General features: G+C 66.8%; 12 protein-coding genes and 3 pseudogenes. 9 read left to right on the forward strand and 6 right to left on the reverse strand.

From position 1 onward, the window contains the following. Positions 1-332: 332 nt before the first annotated feature. The gene (locus tag OG819_RS34230; RefSeq protein WP_323139380.1) at positions 333-635 is read right to left on the reverse strand and encodes a DUF5133 domain-containing protein; all 303 of its coding nucleotides are present in this window, start codon (positions 633-635) and stop codon (positions 333-335) included. Positions 636-1132: 497 nt separating this feature from the next. Here OG819_RS34230 and OG819_RS34235 point away from each other — a divergent pair. The 7 genes and pseudogenes from OG819_RS34235 (at position 1133) to OG819_RS34265 (ending at position 7014) form a co-directional block, all read left to right on the forward strand. Beyond that, positions 1133-2029, forward strand: a pseudogene (locus tag OG819_RS34235) (transposase). Between the two features lie 422 nt (positions 2030-2451). Then, complete coding sequence (locus OG819_RS34240) at positions 2452-2856, forward strand: MarR family winged helix-turn-helix transcriptional regulator (RefSeq protein WP_266638460.1); 405 nt, start codon at positions 2452-2454, stop codon at positions 2854-2856. Between the two features lie 66 nt (positions 2857-2922). Then, positions 2923-3749 (forward strand): IS5 family transposase gene (locus OG819_RS34245; RefSeq protein WP_266633851.1). Its coding sequence is split into 2 segments (ribosomal slippage): positions 2923-3283 and positions 3283-3749, totalling 828 coding nucleotides; the frame shifts between segments, so codons are not numbered across the junction. Between the two features lie 50 nt (positions 3750-3799). After that, positions 3800-4063, forward strand: a pseudogene (locus OG819_RS34250) (transposase); the annotation flags it as partial. Between the two features lie 298 nt (positions 4064-4361). Further along, positions 4362-4646, forward strand: a pseudogene (locus OG819_RS34255) (transposase family protein); the annotation flags it as partial. A gap of 204 nt (positions 4647-4850) precedes the next feature. Next, complete coding sequence (locus OG819_RS34260) at positions 4851-5381, forward strand: DUF1003 domain-containing protein (RefSeq protein ID WP_323139381.1); 531 nt, start codon at positions 4851-4853, stop codon at positions 5379-5381. Between the two features lie 703 nt (positions 5382-6084). After that, complete coding sequence (locus tag OG819_RS34265; RefSeq protein WP_266647792.1) at positions 6085-7014, forward strand: transposase; 930 nt, start codon at positions 6085-6087, stop codon at positions 7012-7014. A gap of 76 nt (positions 7015-7090) precedes the next feature. Here the strand turns inward: OG819_RS34265 and OG819_RS34270 are convergent, their stop codons facing one another. Beyond that, positions 7091-8785: an ISAzo13 family transposase gene (locus OG819_RS34270; RefSeq protein ID WP_266652478.1), complete on the reverse strand. Its 1695-nt coding sequence runs from the start codon at positions 8783-8785 to the stop codon at positions 7091-7093. Positions 8786-8972: 187 nt separating this feature from the next. On the opposite strand from OG819_RS34270, the gene OG819_RS34275 reads away from it, so the two are divergent. Continuing rightward, positions 8973-9377, forward strand: a complete 405-nt coding sequence (locus tag OG819_RS34275; protein ID WP_266419099.1) for a cupin domain-containing protein — start codon at positions 8973-8975, stop codon at positions 9375-9377. Positions 9378-9468: 91 nt separating this feature from the next. Here the strand turns inward: OG819_RS34275 and OG819_RS34280 are convergent, their stop codons facing one another. After that, positions 9469-10806 carry an IS110 family transposase gene (locus OG819_RS34280; RefSeq protein ID WP_266647905.1) on the reverse strand — a complete coding sequence of 446 codons (1338 nt, stop codon included), beginning with the start codon at positions 10804-10806 and terminating at the stop codon, positions 9469-9471. A gap of 601 nt (positions 10807-11407) precedes the next feature. Continuing rightward, positions 11408-11575 carry a hypothetical protein gene (locus OG819_RS34285; protein ID WP_266638459.1) on the reverse strand — a complete coding sequence of 56 codons (168 nt, stop codon included), beginning with the start codon at positions 11573-11575 and terminating at the stop codon, positions 11408-11410. A gap of 430 nt (positions 11576-12005) precedes the next feature. Here OG819_RS34285 and OG819_RS34290 point away from each other — a divergent pair, with 430 nt between their 5' ends. After that, complete coding sequence (locus tag OG819_RS34290; RefSeq protein ID WP_266652480.1) at positions 12006-12257, forward strand: hypothetical protein; 252 nt, start codon at positions 12006-12008, stop codon at positions 12255-12257. 422 nt (positions 12258-12679) lie between these two features. On the opposite strand, the gene OG819_RS34295 is transcribed toward OG819_RS34290, so the two are convergent. Then, positions 12680-13519, reverse strand: coding sequence for an alpha/beta fold hydrolase (locus tag OG819_RS34295; RefSeq protein ID WP_266638457.1), 840 nt, complete (start codon positions 13517-13519; stop codon positions 12680-12682). Between the two features lie 1095 nt (positions 13520-14614). Next, entirely contained in the window at positions 14615-15088 is a 474-nt protein-coding gene (locus tag OG819_RS34300) for a carboxymuconolactone decarboxylase family protein (RefSeq protein WP_266638432.1), read from the reverse strand. Positions 15089-15466: the final 378 nt, after the last annotated feature.

Here is a 15466-nt window from a genome sequence, read left to right on the forward strand (position 1 = left end):
GCATCGTGGGTTGCTGGTTTCCCCATGACGTGGCCGACGTGGGCGGCGGCCAGGGTCTCGGGTCCCGAACTTGCCATCGGGTGTGCCATTGAGGTGATCACGGCTGTTCCGGTGGCGGACCAGAGACTCCGGCGACTGCGCTCAGTCGGGTCGTGTCCCACTGTGTGGTGCTGCCGCGATCACGACGAAGAGTAGGTCACGCACACAATCAAGCGGCCGGACATTCGAGCTCGCCTGATGTGCCATCAGTCAGGGGCGATGGTCACGATAACCGGCGCGGAGGCCTGGCCTTGGCGAAAGGCGCGTCACCATGGGCGATAGCGCCGCAGGTGCTATCGCCTGGTGCGTCGGCTCCTCCGCCCGGTCCCGGCCACAAGCAGAGTGTCGGCGGCCGCTATGGCCGCGTGCACGCTCCGGGTTCCCATCATGACGCACAGCGTGTAAGTGACGTCCTCGAGCTCGCGTGCGCATTCCAGCTTCTCGCTTTCGGCGAGCGAGATCTGCAGGGACGCGTAACGGGTCAACAGCCCTCTGACGACCTTCGGATCTGGAACGAGTAGCACAGCCAGGCTCTCTCCTTCGATGAGTACCTCGTCCTGGGCGGGAGTCGCGCCCGCTGACTCGTCGCTTGACACTGTCTTGCACCTCCGGGGTTGTCGACCTGCACAGGCGAATGATCGTTTACCGCCGGGTGGTGGGTTGGTATGCCAACATCTCACGCTCGGCGGCGACAGCGTCCGTGTGTTCGAGGCTCATACCGCTGCCTCGAAGTGAAGACCGAATGCGTACAGCCTCTGTGACGGTTTCGCCGCCCAGACTCGTAACACAGACAGTGCCATCCCTTTGGGGGTGACCGTGCCACCCGTAACGAGCGCCACATCGCTGGGGCGCCATATGGCGCTATTCCACTCAGTGTCACAACAGCCGTGCAAGCTCTGTCGTGTGTAGTGCACGTGAGTGGTCCGTCGTCACCAGGACACAATCTGGGTCGCTGACGGCTGCGTCCTGCGAAGTGTGTGTAGGGGCTGCCGCCTGATCCGGGCGCTCGCCCCGGTGTTGGGGTGAGGGCTCGGAAACAAGAACGGCCACCGGCTGATCTTCGAGATGTCGAGCCACGAAGGAGATCAGCACGATGACCGCACCAGACAGTCTGTCCCTGCCCGCCCTCGCGGAGGACAACCTAGGCGCGGCGAGCCCCGATCTGCTGCGCGCGACGGTCATGACGCTTGCCGACGCACTCATGTCCGCGGAGGCCGACGCACTCTGCAACGCCGAGTACGGGGAGGTCAGCGAGAACAGAGTCAATCACCGCAACGGCTACCGCCCGCGCGAGTGGGACACCAGGGTCGGCATCGTGGAACTCGCCATCCCCAGGCCGTGCAGCGGGAGTTACTTCCCGCACTGGTTGTTGGAGAGGCGCCGCCGGGCCGAGCAGGCTCTCATCTCGGTGGTCGCGACTGCCTACCTGCTCGGTGCGAGTACGCGCCGGATGGAGAAGCTCGCCACGTCCCTCGGCGTGACCCAGGCCTGTCGGCTGGATCAGGCCTGGGTCGCGGGGGCAAGCGCCGTCTCCTGAAACGACCTGCTCCACAGGCCCTAGCTGTCGAAGTGCCAGGTCTCGGCGATGGGCCCGCACCTGGACGAGCAGGTGGCCGTGTTCCCCAACCGGCCCCTGGGCCAGGGGCCTTACGCGTTCGTCTGGTTGGACGCGCTGACCCGGCAGATGCGGCATGACTCCAGTCGGCAGGCGCAGGCCCGAGCCGGCTTGGACATCGACGGATTCCGGATCGACTGGAACGACCACGTGGTGCACCGCCCCCGCGGAAAGACATCGATCCACCGGTCATCGTGGCGAACCAAGCTCGGAGAGGAGGCGATCCATGTGGAGTTCTCCAAATCGGACTGCACACGGTGTCCTGCCCTGCCCCAGTGCACTCGCGCCACGCGGGAACCGCGTCAACTCATGCTGCACCAGCGGGGAGATCCACAAGGCCCTGCACCGCGTCCGCTCAGCCCGGGAGACAACTGAGCGGAAGGAACAGCACGCGATGCGCGCCGGTGCCGGCCGGTGGCCGCCTCTGGCTGTCCAGGGAGTGTGCGGTGACACTCGCCCCCGGCCTCGTACCGGCGATGCGGCGCTGTGCGGAGCGGATGTGGGTACGAGGGAGCGGCGGCCCAGCAGGACCACGGCCAAGCAGACGAACCATGCCGTACCAGTGAAGCGGCCGAAGGGGGTGAATGCGGTGGCGCCCTCAGGCATCAGAGAGAGTGTCTACAGTACGCAGCCTTGGGGGTAGACGTACCACCTTTAATATCAAACGATACCGTATCGAACGAGTCGATGGCTGATAATGTGCCATCATGAAACCTGGCCTCTCTATTTTCCTCGCGGAATCATCACCTCGCGTGGGGCCGAGGGCCCCCGGGAGCGCCTCGCCCTTCGCTCTCAGCTTGCTGCTGCGCCAGGCGCACTGGAGCGCGGCCGGGGTGATGGAGGAGGCGCTTCGGCCGCTCGGCATAGAGCTGCGGCATTTCGCCGTGCTGATCGTGTTGGTCGACCGCGGGCCCACGGTACAGCGGGACCTGGCGGCGGCGACGGGGTCGGACAAGGCGGGAATCATGCGGGTCGTGGACGACCTGGAACGCAAGGGGCTGGCCGTACGTAAGAGCGTTCCGGGGGACCGGCGGGTGCGGGCGGTGGAGATCACGCCTCAGGGGCTCGAGCTTTTCGACGCAGCCCATGCGGCGGCGGAGCCACTGGCGGAGCGTCTGGTTGCCGAACTGGGGCCCGGCGAGCCCGAGCGGCTGACGGATCTGCTGACCCGGTTCGCCCATCCCGCAGGCGGCCAGGTGTAAGAACTCCTAACAGAATACTGCAACTTGCCTTGGAATGTTGCCGTCTGATGGGGCGTTAGCCTGCACATGAGAAGGGTTGAGCAGCTGCCGTGGATCGTGTCGGATGAGCTGTGGGCGCGGATCGAGCCGTTGCTTCCGGTGGTGCCGCGCCGCGTGGATCACCCGGGGCGCAGGCGTCTGGACGACCGGAAGGTGCTGTCGGGCATCCTGTTCGTGCTCTATACGGGCATTCCGTGGGAGTTCCTGCCCCAGGAACTGGGCTTCGGCTCGGGGATGACCTGCTGGCGGCGTCTGCGTGACTGGAACGACGCGGGTGTCTGGCAGCGTCTGCACGAATCGCTGCTGGCCGAGCTGAACGCCGCCGGCGCCCTGGACTGGTCGAGGGCGGTGATCGACGGCTCCCACGTGCGGGCCATGAAGGGCGGCCCAAAACCGGACCGAGCCCGGTCGACCGTGCCCGAACAGGCTCTAAACACCATTTGATCACCGAAGCGCACGGTATCCCGCTGGCCGCATCGCTGACCGGCGGCAACCGCAACGACGTCACCCAGCTCATGCCGCTGATCGAGGCTGTTCCGCCGGTGCGCGGCCGACGCGGACGGCCCCGCCGACGTCCGAAGAAGCTCTACGCCGACCGGGGCTACGACCACGACAAGTACCGCAAGCAGGTCCGGGCGGTCGGGATCACCCCCGTCATCGCCCGCCGCGGCACCGAACACGGCTCAGGGTTGGGTGTCCACCGGTGGGTCGTCGAGCAGAGCTTCGCACTCCTCCACTGGTTCCGCCGGTTACGCATCCGCTGGGAGATACGCGACGACATCCACGAAGCCTTCCTCAGCCTGGCCTGCAGCATCATCTGCTGGCGACGACTGAGGAACCTCTCACTTTGTTAGGAGTTCTAAGTGCGCCCGCGCACCGGCCGTCCGCCGCGTGGGCGCACTTCGTACCGTCGCGGCGGGTGGCCAACGGTGAGCCGGAAACTCCTCCAGCTGCTCGGCGATGTCCTGGACATCACCGACGGTACCCAGGTCACCTGGGCGATGGACATGGCCGGCGGCGAGCGCGGCCTGCTGATCGCCCTCCTGGTCAACCACGGCCAGGAACTCGTCACATCCCCGGCATCGCGGTCAACCGAGCCACCGACAGCTACCGCGGCGCAGACAAGACCGACGCCCGGGACGCCCGCGCGAACGCCGACCGCACCCGCACCACCAACGGGCTGCGCGCCCTGCTGAACAGCATGTAGGGCATCCAGGACCCGGCCGCCCGCCTCCTGCTGCTGCTTTCCCCTGCTCAACGATCATGCTCTGCCGGACGAGGCAGCGGAGACGTTCAGCACCGCGCTTGTTGCGATTGGTGCCCCGCAGCACACCGCCCCCAGCACGGCACAGCACCTGCTCAACCACTCGGCGGGGGGCATGTGGCACGACCTCACATGGAGCTCGCCCCTCTGCGGCAGCTCGGGCTCTCCCAGCTCCATTGGAAGGGGAGTTCTGGCGCATGGTGTGATCGCGGCGTCACAAGAGTGCTGGACAGGCCTCTTCCCGGGTCTTGAGTCGCCGATTTTCAGCAAGTTGATCAATGCGTTGCGGAAAGAGGGTGCGGATCGGGTGCGGAGGGGCCGGCCGTGGAGTCTGCCGCTGGGGGACCGGGTACTGCTGGTGGCCGTGTACTGGCGGACAGACCTGACGCTTCGGCAGCTCGGTCCGCTGTTCAGGATCTCCAAGTCGGCGGCCGGCCGCATCATCGACCACCCCGTGCCGCGTCCCGCAGTCCACCACCGTGAACGCGGCCAGACCGACAATGCCAACCCCGAAGCCGCGATCCACATCACCTCGATCAACAACCTTGCCAAGCCCATAAGGACGAGACCACGCCCACCTGGCGAGGAGCCGGAGCTTATGAGGAAATAAAGGGCATTGCACCTACATCAAACGTTCCCTTAGGGCAGCCTGACCGTAGGTGAAGGTGCCCGGTCGGGCAGGATGGGCGACATGAAGTGGGACTTTGACGGTCACGACAACCCCTCGCTCCCTGGCGGGAGCGCCGCTCGACAACCCGTTGTCCACATTCCTCACGAGCGGGTCCAGTTCGCCCGGATGCGTACCTCGCAGGACCGGGTCGCCGACGCGATCACCTCGTTCGCGGGGACGATGCTGTTTGTCTACCTCCACACTGTCTGGTTCACGGTGTGGATCGCACTGAACGAGGGCCTGCTCGGGAAGGCAGGGATCTTCGACCCGTATCCCTTCGGGCTGCTCACCATGATCGTCAGCCTGGAGGCGATCTTCCTGTCCACGTTCGTCATGGTCAGCCAGAACCGCCAGGCGGCGCGGGAAAACGTGCGGGCCGATCTGGACTTCGAGACAAACCTGCGCTCCGAAGTGTGGTCGATCCACATAGGGAAGGCGCTGGGACTCGACTCGCAACAGATCGAGCAGCATGTCCAGGAGGTCATCGCGCAGAGCAAAGCGGGTATCGACGGTACGCCACGCGCGACACCGGTCGACCCCCGGAATCTCTGATCTCCTCGCCCGGCAGAGCGTGGGCAGCTCCCTCGTAGAGCCAGACCGCTGTGGCTCTACGAGGGAGCTGCCTATCCGTCAGGTCGCAGACGCACACGAATCCGGGTGGGAAACGCCTGGAGGGCTGAGCAGGGGCATGGATGGTCACTCCATAGAGTCCAGGTCCCTGTCATGTCACAGATCCATTGGCTCCTGTCTGTTGTTACGAACCGGAGACGGCAGCATGTGAATCGAGGGTGGGTCCCGCGCCGATGCTTGGTCCAGCTGTAACTGCCATGGCTGGCACGACATCGAGGGCTGAAGCTCGGCGTCTGGGAGCGGGAGTCCAACTCGGCTTCACCCAACTCCGGAGAGTCCGGTGCCCCCATCAGACCCGGAGCGCTTCAGGGCGCGGCAACCGGCCAGGGGTGTGCGCCCCGGGCAGATATCCACGTGCTCATCAGCCTTGATCCACTACACCACGAGCGCGGACACCACTCTGTTGTGACAGCGTTCGACGCCGGGTTTGCCACGGTGTGATGCGTTCTCGATGCTGCGGGCTCTCGGCACGCGGCAGGGTGGTCTCGGGACTCTCCGTGCGAGGCGGAAGCCTCGCGGCGTGTCACAGATGCGGGTCCTGATTTGTCTTCCCTGCGAAGTAACGACGTGGTGCGCGGTAGCTGAAACCCCGGTCTGAGCATGCGAACGGCCGTGCGGGACGATCATGATTGTGACGTCAAGAGGGGCCCGCACGGCCTTGAGCCATCGTATCTGCACCGGGATCCCGCGCCGTCGCCTGGGCAAGCTGGTCGCGGAGTTGGCCGGGCCGTGGGTGGCCGGGCAGGAGTCCCAGCTGCGTGAACGCCGGGGCCATGACCGGCAGCGCGCCGCCGGAGCGGGTCCCGACCACCAACTCGTCTTCACCGACCGGGTCGTCGCCACCCTGGTCATCCTGCGCTTCCAGCTTCCGCATGCCGTCCTCGCCCTGTTCTACGAGGTGGACCGCTCCACGATCACCCGCGCGGTCCACGAGATCCGCCCCCTGCTCGCCGCCCGCGGCTTCGCCGTCCCTGGAAGTCCCGACCTGCGCCTTCGCACCCTGGCCGATGTCTTCGCCTACGCCGCCTCCCACGGAGTGGAACTGCGGATCGACGCCACCGAGGTCCGGGTCCGACGTCCACGGGCGAACAAGCCCGGACGCCGGGCATTCATCTCCGGGAAGATGCGGCAGAACACCAAGAAGGCCACCGTCGTCACCGACGAGAAGGGCCGGACCCTGTGGGCGGGTGCCTTCCGGCCCGGCCGCCAGCACGACCAGACCGCGCTGAAGACCGAGGGCATCTGCGACCTGTTCGAGAGGTTCCCCCAGGTCAAGGCCAAGGTCGACGCCGGCTACCGGGGACTGGCCAAGCAGTTCCCCGCCCAGGTCCAAGCGCCGCCGCTGAAGCCGAAGAAGGATGCCCCGCCCGAGGACCTGGCGGCCTGGGAGGAAGCGCGCAAGCAGCAGTCCTCCGAGCGGATCTGCGTCGAGCACGCCAACGCCGAGCACAAGCAGTGGCGGCCCCTGCAACGCTGGATCGGACGCCGCGAGTACTTCGACCAGACCTACCAGGCCATCGCCGGCCTGGTCTCCGACCGCGCGGCCATGCGGTAATCAACCACCAGCCAACCCGCCAGGCCAACACGGCCCGACCTCAATCGCGCACCCCGTCGTAAGGGCTCGCAGAGAATCAACATGCGTGTTTGATGTTGTCCGGGGATTCGGTGCCGTAGGCGTCGAGGTAGGCGGCCACGTCTGCGGGGGTGGTGAATCGTGCTGTGGAGCGGGGGACGGTGTATTCGTGCTGGTCCAGGAGGGGTTGGGTCTCCTGGATTGTGCGGGTGATGGTTTGCGAGCTGGTCTCGAAGAGTGCGCCGAGGAGGGCGTGGGTGAAGCAGCCGCGCTGATAGAGGACGGTGGCCAGGATCCGGTCGGGGTCAGTGAACGCCTGCCTGGGGCCCGCCCCGGGGGCCCGCTGTCGTTCGTGGCCGCGTCGGTGACGGCGCTGGTGTTCCCGCTGGGCGGCCTGGATTGGCGCCAACCTGCTGATCAGGGCGTCCAGTTGTGCGCGGGTGAGGCCGGTGAGTTCCGGGTCGGTGAGCCGGGCGTGCTGGCGGGCACCCCATTGCCGCGGTTCCGCTCCGTGTGGAGTGCCGGTGGTTGTGGGGCCGCGCTGCTGGGCGTCGAGCGTGTAGTTCCAGTCGCCGTGGAAGCGGTGGCGGGTCATCGCCAGCGCGTCGACCTGGGCGTCGTCGACTTTCACTCCGGTGGGGTAGGCGCCGGTGTCGAGTTCGGCGCGGACCGTCAGTCCGGTGCGGGTGGTGGTCGCCGCAATGGACTGCAGAATGACTTCATGGCTGGTCAGGGGCCTGCCGCGCCAGTTCATGGAGATGTGGGAGAACAGCCGGTGCTCAATCCGATTCCACTTCGACGTGCCCGGAGGTAGGTGACAGACGGTGATTTCAAGGCCAGTCTCGGCGGCCAGGGCGGCAAGTTCGGTCTTCCACGCCCGGGTGCGGTAGCCGTTGGAGCCTCCGGCGTCGGCGGTGATGAGCAGACGCCGGGCGTGAGGGTAGTCGCCCTGTCCGGCCCCGCGCCACCAGCGGCGGATCGAGGCGACCGCGAAAGCGGCGGTGTCGTGGTCGGTGCCGACACTGACCCAGCCGGAGTTCCCGGCGATGTCGTAAATCCCGTACGGGATCGCCTTGCCGGGCCCCTCCCGGTCCAGGAAGTCATGCGTCTTGACCTTCACTGGATCGCCCGTGGGCTGCCACTCACGCCCCGCGTTCTTGTACTCGCCGACCATCTCCTTCTTCTTGCTGTCCACGCTGACCACCGGGTCCCCGGCGCCGATGTGGTCCTTGGCCTGCTCGTTGATGTAGTGGAACTGGGCATCCCGGTCCGGGTGCTGCTTGCCCTCCAGGGTCTTGGAGTTGGCCTGCAGGCTGAAGCCCTCCTCCCGCAGCAGGTCACCGACCGTGTCGGCGCTGACCCTGTGCCCCTGGCGGGTCAGCTCGGCGGCCAGGTTCCGGGTCGACTTGGTCGTCCACCGCAGCGGCGACATCGGGTCCCCGCGCATGTCCGGCTCGACCAGGGCCAGCAGCGCGGGCCGCAGCCCCGCATCAAGGTCAGCGGCCTTCTTCCGGCCGCCACCGGGCCGGCGGACCCGCCCCAGCGGCTCTACTCCCGCCTCCAGCTCATCCACCCCCTTCCGGACCGTCGTCTCGCTGGCGTCGGCTGCCCGAGCAACGGCCCGGATCCCACCGTGGCCCAGGAGACGGGCCTCGGCTCCCATCAGCAGACGCTGCTGCCGCTCGTCCAGGTGAGGGAACAACACCTCAAACTTCACCGCGAGTTGAACACGAATCTCATCGGGGATGCGCATACCACGCCAACGAACCGAATCACGGGAGGCAACATGTTGATTCTCTGCGAGCCCTAAGTTATGTGAGCCTGGAATCGACGAACACAGTCACCATGAACGAGAGGTCGGTATACCGGCCCAGGGGGCGGCGGCCGACGCCAGTCGTCCGTTCCGGGCAAGCCCATGGAGGTGTAGCAAAGTGCACGAGATGGACTCAGCGGACGGGTTCGGACCCAAGATGCTGGCGGACGTCAAGCCGCCGTTCATTCCCGAGGGTGCTTCGGGGATGACCGTCCTCGTCGAGTGGGCCCCCGGTGACCCGGGGACGCCTCCGCATCGCCACTCGGGGCCGTGTTTCGGCTACGTGATCGAGGGCGAGCTTCGGTGGGAGCTCGAGGGTGAGCCGGAGCGCGTGCTCAAGGCCGGTGAGACATTCTGGGAGCCGGGCGGTGACGTGATCCATTACCAGAACGGCAATGCCCTGTCGGACGCGCCGGCCAAGTACATCGTGTTCATGATGTGCGCGCCGGGCCAGCCGATGCTCACGATGGTCGACGAGGAAGAGCTGGAGAAGCGGGCCCACCTGCGCGCCCCGCGGCCCTCCGCAGGCTGACCGGAAAACTCAACGGTCAGATGGGGATGGCGAGATAGCCCCTCGATGGTGACGGTCGGGGGCTGGTGTGGGGCGGTGGGGTCGTGGGATGTCAGGCGGCTGCCGGGGTGAGGGTGACGTCGTGGCCGAGGGCCTTGAGCTGGCGGACGAGGTCGCGGCTCTTGCGGGCCGGGTCGAGGTTGCGGGTGTGGAAGTCGGGGCCGAGGTCTCGGTAGCGGGCGGTCGGGTCGTTCATGAGGTGCCAGACGGCGACCAGGATGGAGCGGGCGACGGCGACCAGGGCTTTCATGTGGCCGCGGCGTTTGACGATGCGGCGGTAGCGGGCGCCGAGGAAGGTGTCGGTGCGGGCGGCGGAGATTGCTGCTTCGCCGAGGGCGCCGCGGAGCCAGGGGTTGCCTTTGCCGGTGGGGCCGGAGGTGTTCTTGTTTCCGGACTGGAGGGTGCGTGGGGAGAGTTTCGCCCAGGACACGAGATGGCCGGCGGTGGGGAAGACCGTCATGTCCAGGCCGGTCTCGGCGAGGATGACCTGCGCGGTGCTGGGGCCGACGCCGGGGATCTCGTCGAGGCGTTCGGTGTCGGTGATCGGTATGAGGGTGCCCTGTCCGGGGCCTTCGTCGTCCTCGGTGGTGGACAGCTCGGCCAGACGCAGGGTGATCCGGGCGGTGAGCTTGTCGATCTGCACGGTGAGGTAGTCGACGGTGTCCAGCAGCATCCGGCACATGAAGGCGTGGTGTTCTTCGAACCGGCCGGTCAGGGCCTCGGCCAGGGTGCTGTGGCTGGCCTTGATGGTGCCGTGGGCCAGGTCCGCCAACGCCTTGGGGCTGCGTTCGCCCGCGATCAGTGCCTCCAGCATGGCCCGGCCGGAGACGCCGAAGATGTCGGCGATCACGGTGGACAGCTTGATCTGGGCGTCCTCGAGGAGTTTCTCGGTGCGCTGCTTGTGGCGGGTGCGCTCGTGGGTCATGACGGCCCGGGCCCGGGTCAGATCGCGCAGTTCACGGACCGGCTTCGGGGGTACGAACGAGGGCCGGAGCATGCCGCGTTCGGTGAGCTTGGCCAGCCAGACCGCGTCCAGGCGGTCGGTTTTGGGCCGGCCCGGGACGTTCTTGACGTCACGGGCGTTGACCAGCCAGCACTCCAGACCACGCGATTCCAGCAGAAAGAAGTACGGCTTCCAGTAGGTCGACGTCGCCTCCATCACCACCCGGGTGACGCCCTGGCAGACCAGGTGGTCGGCCAGGTCCAGGATCGCGCCGCTGGTCGCGACGGTGTTGAAGACCCGCTGCACGCGCTTGCCGGGCTTGTCCTCGTGCGGCACCCGCACACAGACCATGCCCGACGCCTTGGCGATATCGATCGCCGCGACACGGGCCACGAGCTCCTCGGCCTGCTCGATCTCCTCGACGCCACCGTCGTCGGTGTCCGCCATGCACAACTCCCTGGTATCGATCCGTACGGGCCGACGCCTGCCCAGGGGGCCGCGGGGGGAGCGAAAATCTGACCGGCGTGCTCGATGGCAACAGTGCGTGGCCCCTCTGCGGCCCCGGCACCAGACTGACCTACGGGCTCAACGTCCCAACGAGCTACCGGCGTCGGCGGGCAGGCGCCGCAGCCATGTTTTCACGCCGGCAAGGCGCACCCGAAGGGAACAGGGGGACTGACCTGCGAAGTTCGATACGGGGAGGCGGAGCCCGGAACCCAGATCAGGGTCCCGGGCTCCGTCGTGTGGCTGTTGAGCCGGAGACCAGCTCCGCCGGCCACACGGCTGGATGGCTTTGCGCGGCTCGCCGTGCGGCGCCGGAGCCGACGCGCTTGCTGCCTAGGTCGCTTACACCACTTGGCGGGACGCCATCCGGCACGATGACGTGTCCCGGCGCTCGCACAGCAGTCCGCATCGGCCAGCAGCCGAAATCGAAGTCCTGGTCTGTGAGTTGCGCAGGGCTCACCCGCGCTGGGGCGCCCGGAGGATCTCCTACGGGATAGAGGTCCGGGGCGTGACGCCGGTGCCGTCCAAAGCCATCGGCCACCCGCTACTCACCCGTAACAGCTTGATCGTTTTGCAGGAACAGCGGCACGCCCGCAAGTACAAGCGATGGCAACGTGCGGCGCCGATGCACCGGTGGCAACTGGACCTGGTCGGCGGGATCTACCTCGCTGACGGGCGCGAGAGCAAGATGCTGACCGGCATCGACGACCACTCCCGGTTCCTGGTCGTAGCAGCGGTACTCGCCGTCCCCTCCGCTTCACCAAGCCGATTCGCGCCGAAGTGCTCTTCGAACGCATCCGCCGTGAGAACGGCATCACCGGACGACGGATCAAGCCGTGCTCGCCCACCAAGATCGGCAAGATCTAGTGTTTCCATCGCGCCCTGCGCCGCGAACGCCAGGACTGCTGCGGGTCGTTCGCTGATCTACCGGCCGCCCAGGGCGCCATCGACGCCTGGGTTCATGCCCATAATGACGAGTGCGCCCAAGGCCCTGGACATGGCCACCCCCTCCAGCCTGTTCCGACCCAAGCCGCCTCGGGCCGTGGCCCCCGGCTCCTCGCTCACGTCGCCCGCAGTCCCGCAGGTGGGCCCGATCACTCCGGCCGAGCAGGTCCCGATGACCCGCGCCCCATATCCACCTCATGGGCAACCGTCCCCGCCTACTCAGCATCGGCGACGAGGACTTCGTCGTCCAGACGGCCACGACCGCCCACGTTCTGGTTTCCGCCGACCCCGGGCAGCAGGAGATCCGGCTCATCGACATGGACAATCTCGATCTCGTATCGGCAGTCGAATCCGCGCCGGTGCATACCCCGGTGTACGGGGCACCGGAGATCGTGGCGGGCGCAGCGGGGCCACCACGCCGGCTGACGCGCACGCACTCGGCGTGCTGATCTTTCGAGACCCTTAGCGATCCACCGGTTTCGAGGCGATGAGGTACTGGACTCCCACCCCGCCTATCAACAGGAGCACGCAGACTGTTTTCGACTGCTCTGGATCGATCACCCCACCGACCGCACCAACGAGTGCACTCTGGGCATCACATCCCCACATGAACTGCTGGCCGGTCAGCTGTGGGACCTGGCCGGCCAGGGAAGTCAGGCAACCGTACCCGTCGACGGCCACACCTGAACCCTCCACTTCGGGAAGCGAGGCCGGCATCTATCGTCGGCCCACAGGCCAACTCGACCTGGTCACCGACTCCGCCACATTCGAAAGACCTTGTCATGCGCTGATGCCGAAGAGGTTCGTTGAGTAGTTGACGACGAACGGGTAGGGCGGCATAACTGGCCGCCCCACCCGTGGAGTGCGTCGGTCAGCTGACCGTTCGCGCCGCTTCCTCGATGATGCGGGTGACGGTGCCCGGGTGGGACACGGTCACCGCGTGGGAGGACTTGACCTCCGTAGTGTGGGCGTTGGCGCGCTTGGCCATGTAACTCTGAAGCTTCCAGGGGATTATCTGGTCATTGGTGGCCACCAGGTCCCAGGACGGGATGGTCTTCCAGGCAGGCTCGGAAGCACCTTCATTGAGAGCGGTGCCGGTCGCGGGACGCTGGGTGACCGCCATGGTGTCAGCGATGCTCGCAGGGACATCGGCGGCGAACTGGCGGTGGAACTTGGACTGGTCGATGTAGAGGTCTACATCCTGGGAGCCGTCAGGCTTGGTGATCGGGACCGGGCGCAGAGCCTCGCCGATCGTGCTGCCGAACTTGCTTGCCAGTTCATTGGCGCTCTCGCCCTTGTCGGGGAGGAAGGCGGAGGCGTACACCAGCGCCTTGACGTTGGCGGAGCCGTAGGCGGCGTCGCTGATCACCGCTCCGCCGTAGGAGTGTCCGACAAGAACCACCGGCCCGTCGATGCTGGCCAGGGCCTCCTTGACGTAGGCGGCGTCGCCGCTCAGCGAGCGCAGCGGATTCGCCACGGCGACCACCGGGTAGCCGTCCTCCTTCAGCCTCTTGATGACGCCGTTCCAGCTGGAGGCGTCGGCGAACGCGCCGTGGACGAGTACCACGGTGGGTTTGTGCTCCTGCGAGGAAGTGGTCTTCGCGGCGCTCGCCGGACCGACCGACGTAGCGAAAAGGGCGGCGGCGACCGTTGCCGTGGCCATGAGGGTCAGAGGGATGCGAATACGCCGGTAACGCGAATGACGGTGCATGAGAAAGAAGCCCTTTCGAGGGAGAGGTTTCAGCCACGTCCGGACAGATGGACATGGCCGCGGTTGCGGCAGGACGTTGCCGCAAGCCATGGGGACAGACCGTGGGGGGGGGCAAGCGGGAAGATGTCCGGGGCTTGCCAGGAACCGGCTACGGCCGAGCATCGGCTCGACTCGGTGAATCGATCGGATTCCCATGCGCGCCTTGGCAGGGTGCCGAGCCACCGTACTGATCGGTTTGCCCACGGTGCTCATCGTGTCTGCGCGGTCTATGAACAGTGGATGAAACAAGACCACTGTTCTATAAGCCTGTTGGATCCGCGCGCACGAGCGGGGGAGGGACAGGTCGGACAGTCAGAACTGGACCGGATCGGCTTCGTCAGCGGGCCACTCGGCCAGCAGCCAACACTTGCAGAGGATGATTGCCACATCCGTGGAAAGGCCACGGTGGTGCGCCGCGATGACACCGTATCGCTGAGTGAGCAGACAGCGGCTTCTCTAGGCCAGGCGTGGGACCTGTCGTCACATACTCGTCTGCCGGGCGACGCCCGGCATGTACTCTCGCCGTACGGGGCGAAAGTCCGAGTGCGTCCAGTATGAGGACTTCCGCCCGGCGCGCCGATGGGACGCACCAGAGGCTGCCCGGGCCGCCCTTCGGGCGGACGACGGCATCCGATGCCCGGGAAGCCGGTACGACATGGCCGGGCTTCTTGCTGGCGGGCATGGGTACCGAACTGCCGCGTCTGGCGCGGTGTAGCCAGACCGAATGAGGTCGCCGTCCGGGTACATCCTTGAAACCGCACCTGGCGACTGGACGACTGAGTGTTTGCAGCAAGAGAGCAGGCACAAGGGCGACGAGGAGCCCGTTGGTAACGGTGGGACGGCGATGGCTGAGTGCATGCGGTGACTGGGCCGCGACATGCGCAATTCGACCAGAGATGGCGTGTCTACGGCCTGCCCCAGCCGACCAATGGTGATCCGGGGCGGCGGGGCGGCGAAGCCATGGTTGAGTGGGACCGGTTGACGCCGGTGGTCCGTCTCCCGCTGCAGGTCGGGGTGGCGCGGAGACGGACCGTATGCGTCCGGGATGGCGGCCGGTCAGCCGAACTGGCCGGGCTGGTAGTCCCCGGCGGGCTGCTGGTTGATGACGTTGATGCGGTTGTAGGCGTTGATGACGGCGATGAGGGAGATCAGCGCGACCAGCTGCTCCTCGTCGAAGTGTTTGGCGGCGTTCGCCCAGACCGCGTCCGTGACACCACCGGCTGCGTCGGCGATGCGGGTGCCCTGCTCGGTCAGTTCCAGCGCGGCGCGCTCGGCCTCGGTGAAGACCGTGGCCTCACGCCAGGCCGCGACCAGGTTGAGGCGCTGCGGGGTCTCGCCCGCCACGGTGGCGTCCTTGGTGTGCATGTCGGTGCAGAAGCCGCAGCCGTTGATCTGGCTCGCGCGGATCTTCACCAGTTCCTGGACAACGGCTGGCAGCGTTGAGTCCGAAACCGCCTTGCCGGCCGAGTTGATGTGCTTCAGCACCTTGCCGGCGAGGGGGTTGCCGAAGTAGTTGAGACGCGATTCCACGATGATCTCCTAGCCATGTTGGGGGTACGCACTACTGACCGGGATAGCGGACGAAGTGTGACAGGAAGCCGGGCCCGGTGTGCGGCTGTGCGTCTTATCAGCCGTGTCATCGGTCGCCCGTTGTCTTCGCCCCGAGGGCGGCGGCCTGCGTTGCGGACCGGTAGAGCCAATTCGGCAACGCCCCGGCGCCCGGACTGGGCGACGGACCTCGGTACGACCGGACATGTGCCTCCTGTGCGGCGGCCAGAATCTCACGCCGTCGGACTGACTGCCCGTCACAACCGCTGTCGGGTACGCGCACACCCGACGGACCGAGCCACCGACCCTGCCCCATCAGGGGAAGCGCACCCAACAGTCAAATACTGGCCGGCCGCAGGT

It is taken from the genome of Streptomyces sp. NBC_01549, from assembly GCF_026339955.1.
GTDB lineage: Bacteria > Actinomycetota > Actinomycetes > Streptomycetales > Streptomycetaceae > Streptomyces.

Bases quoted from the DNA above. Each gene is read 5' to 3' on its own strand.
- OG819_RS34290 (WP_266652480.1), top strand. From the start codon at position 12,006: ATGGGCAACCGTCCCCGCCTACTCAGCATCGGCGACGAGGACTTCGTC.
- OG819_RS34260 (WP_323139381.1), top strand. From the start codon at position 4,851: ATGAAGTGGGACTTTGACGGTCACGACAACCCCTCGCTCCCTGGCGGG.
- OG819_RS34265 (WP_266647792.1), top strand. From the start codon at position 6,085: ATGATTGTGACGTCAAGAGGGGCCCGCACGGCCTTGAGCCATCGTATC.
- OG819_RS34295 (WP_266638457.1), bottom strand. From the start codon at position 13,519: ATGCACCGTCATTCGCGTTACCGGCGTATTCGCATCCCTCTGACCCTC.
- OG819_RS34270 (WP_266652478.1), bottom strand. From the start codon at position 8,785: ATGCGCATCCCCGATGAGATTCGTGTTCAACTCGCGGTGAAGTTTGAG.
- OG819_RS34280 (WP_266647905.1), bottom strand. From the start codon at position 10,806: ATGGCGGACACCGACGACGGTGGCGTCGAGGAGATCGAGCAGGCCGAG.
- OG819_RS34275 (WP_266419099.1), top strand. From the start codon at position 8,973: ATGGACTCAGCGGACGGGTTCGGACCCAAGATGCTGGCGGACGTCAAG.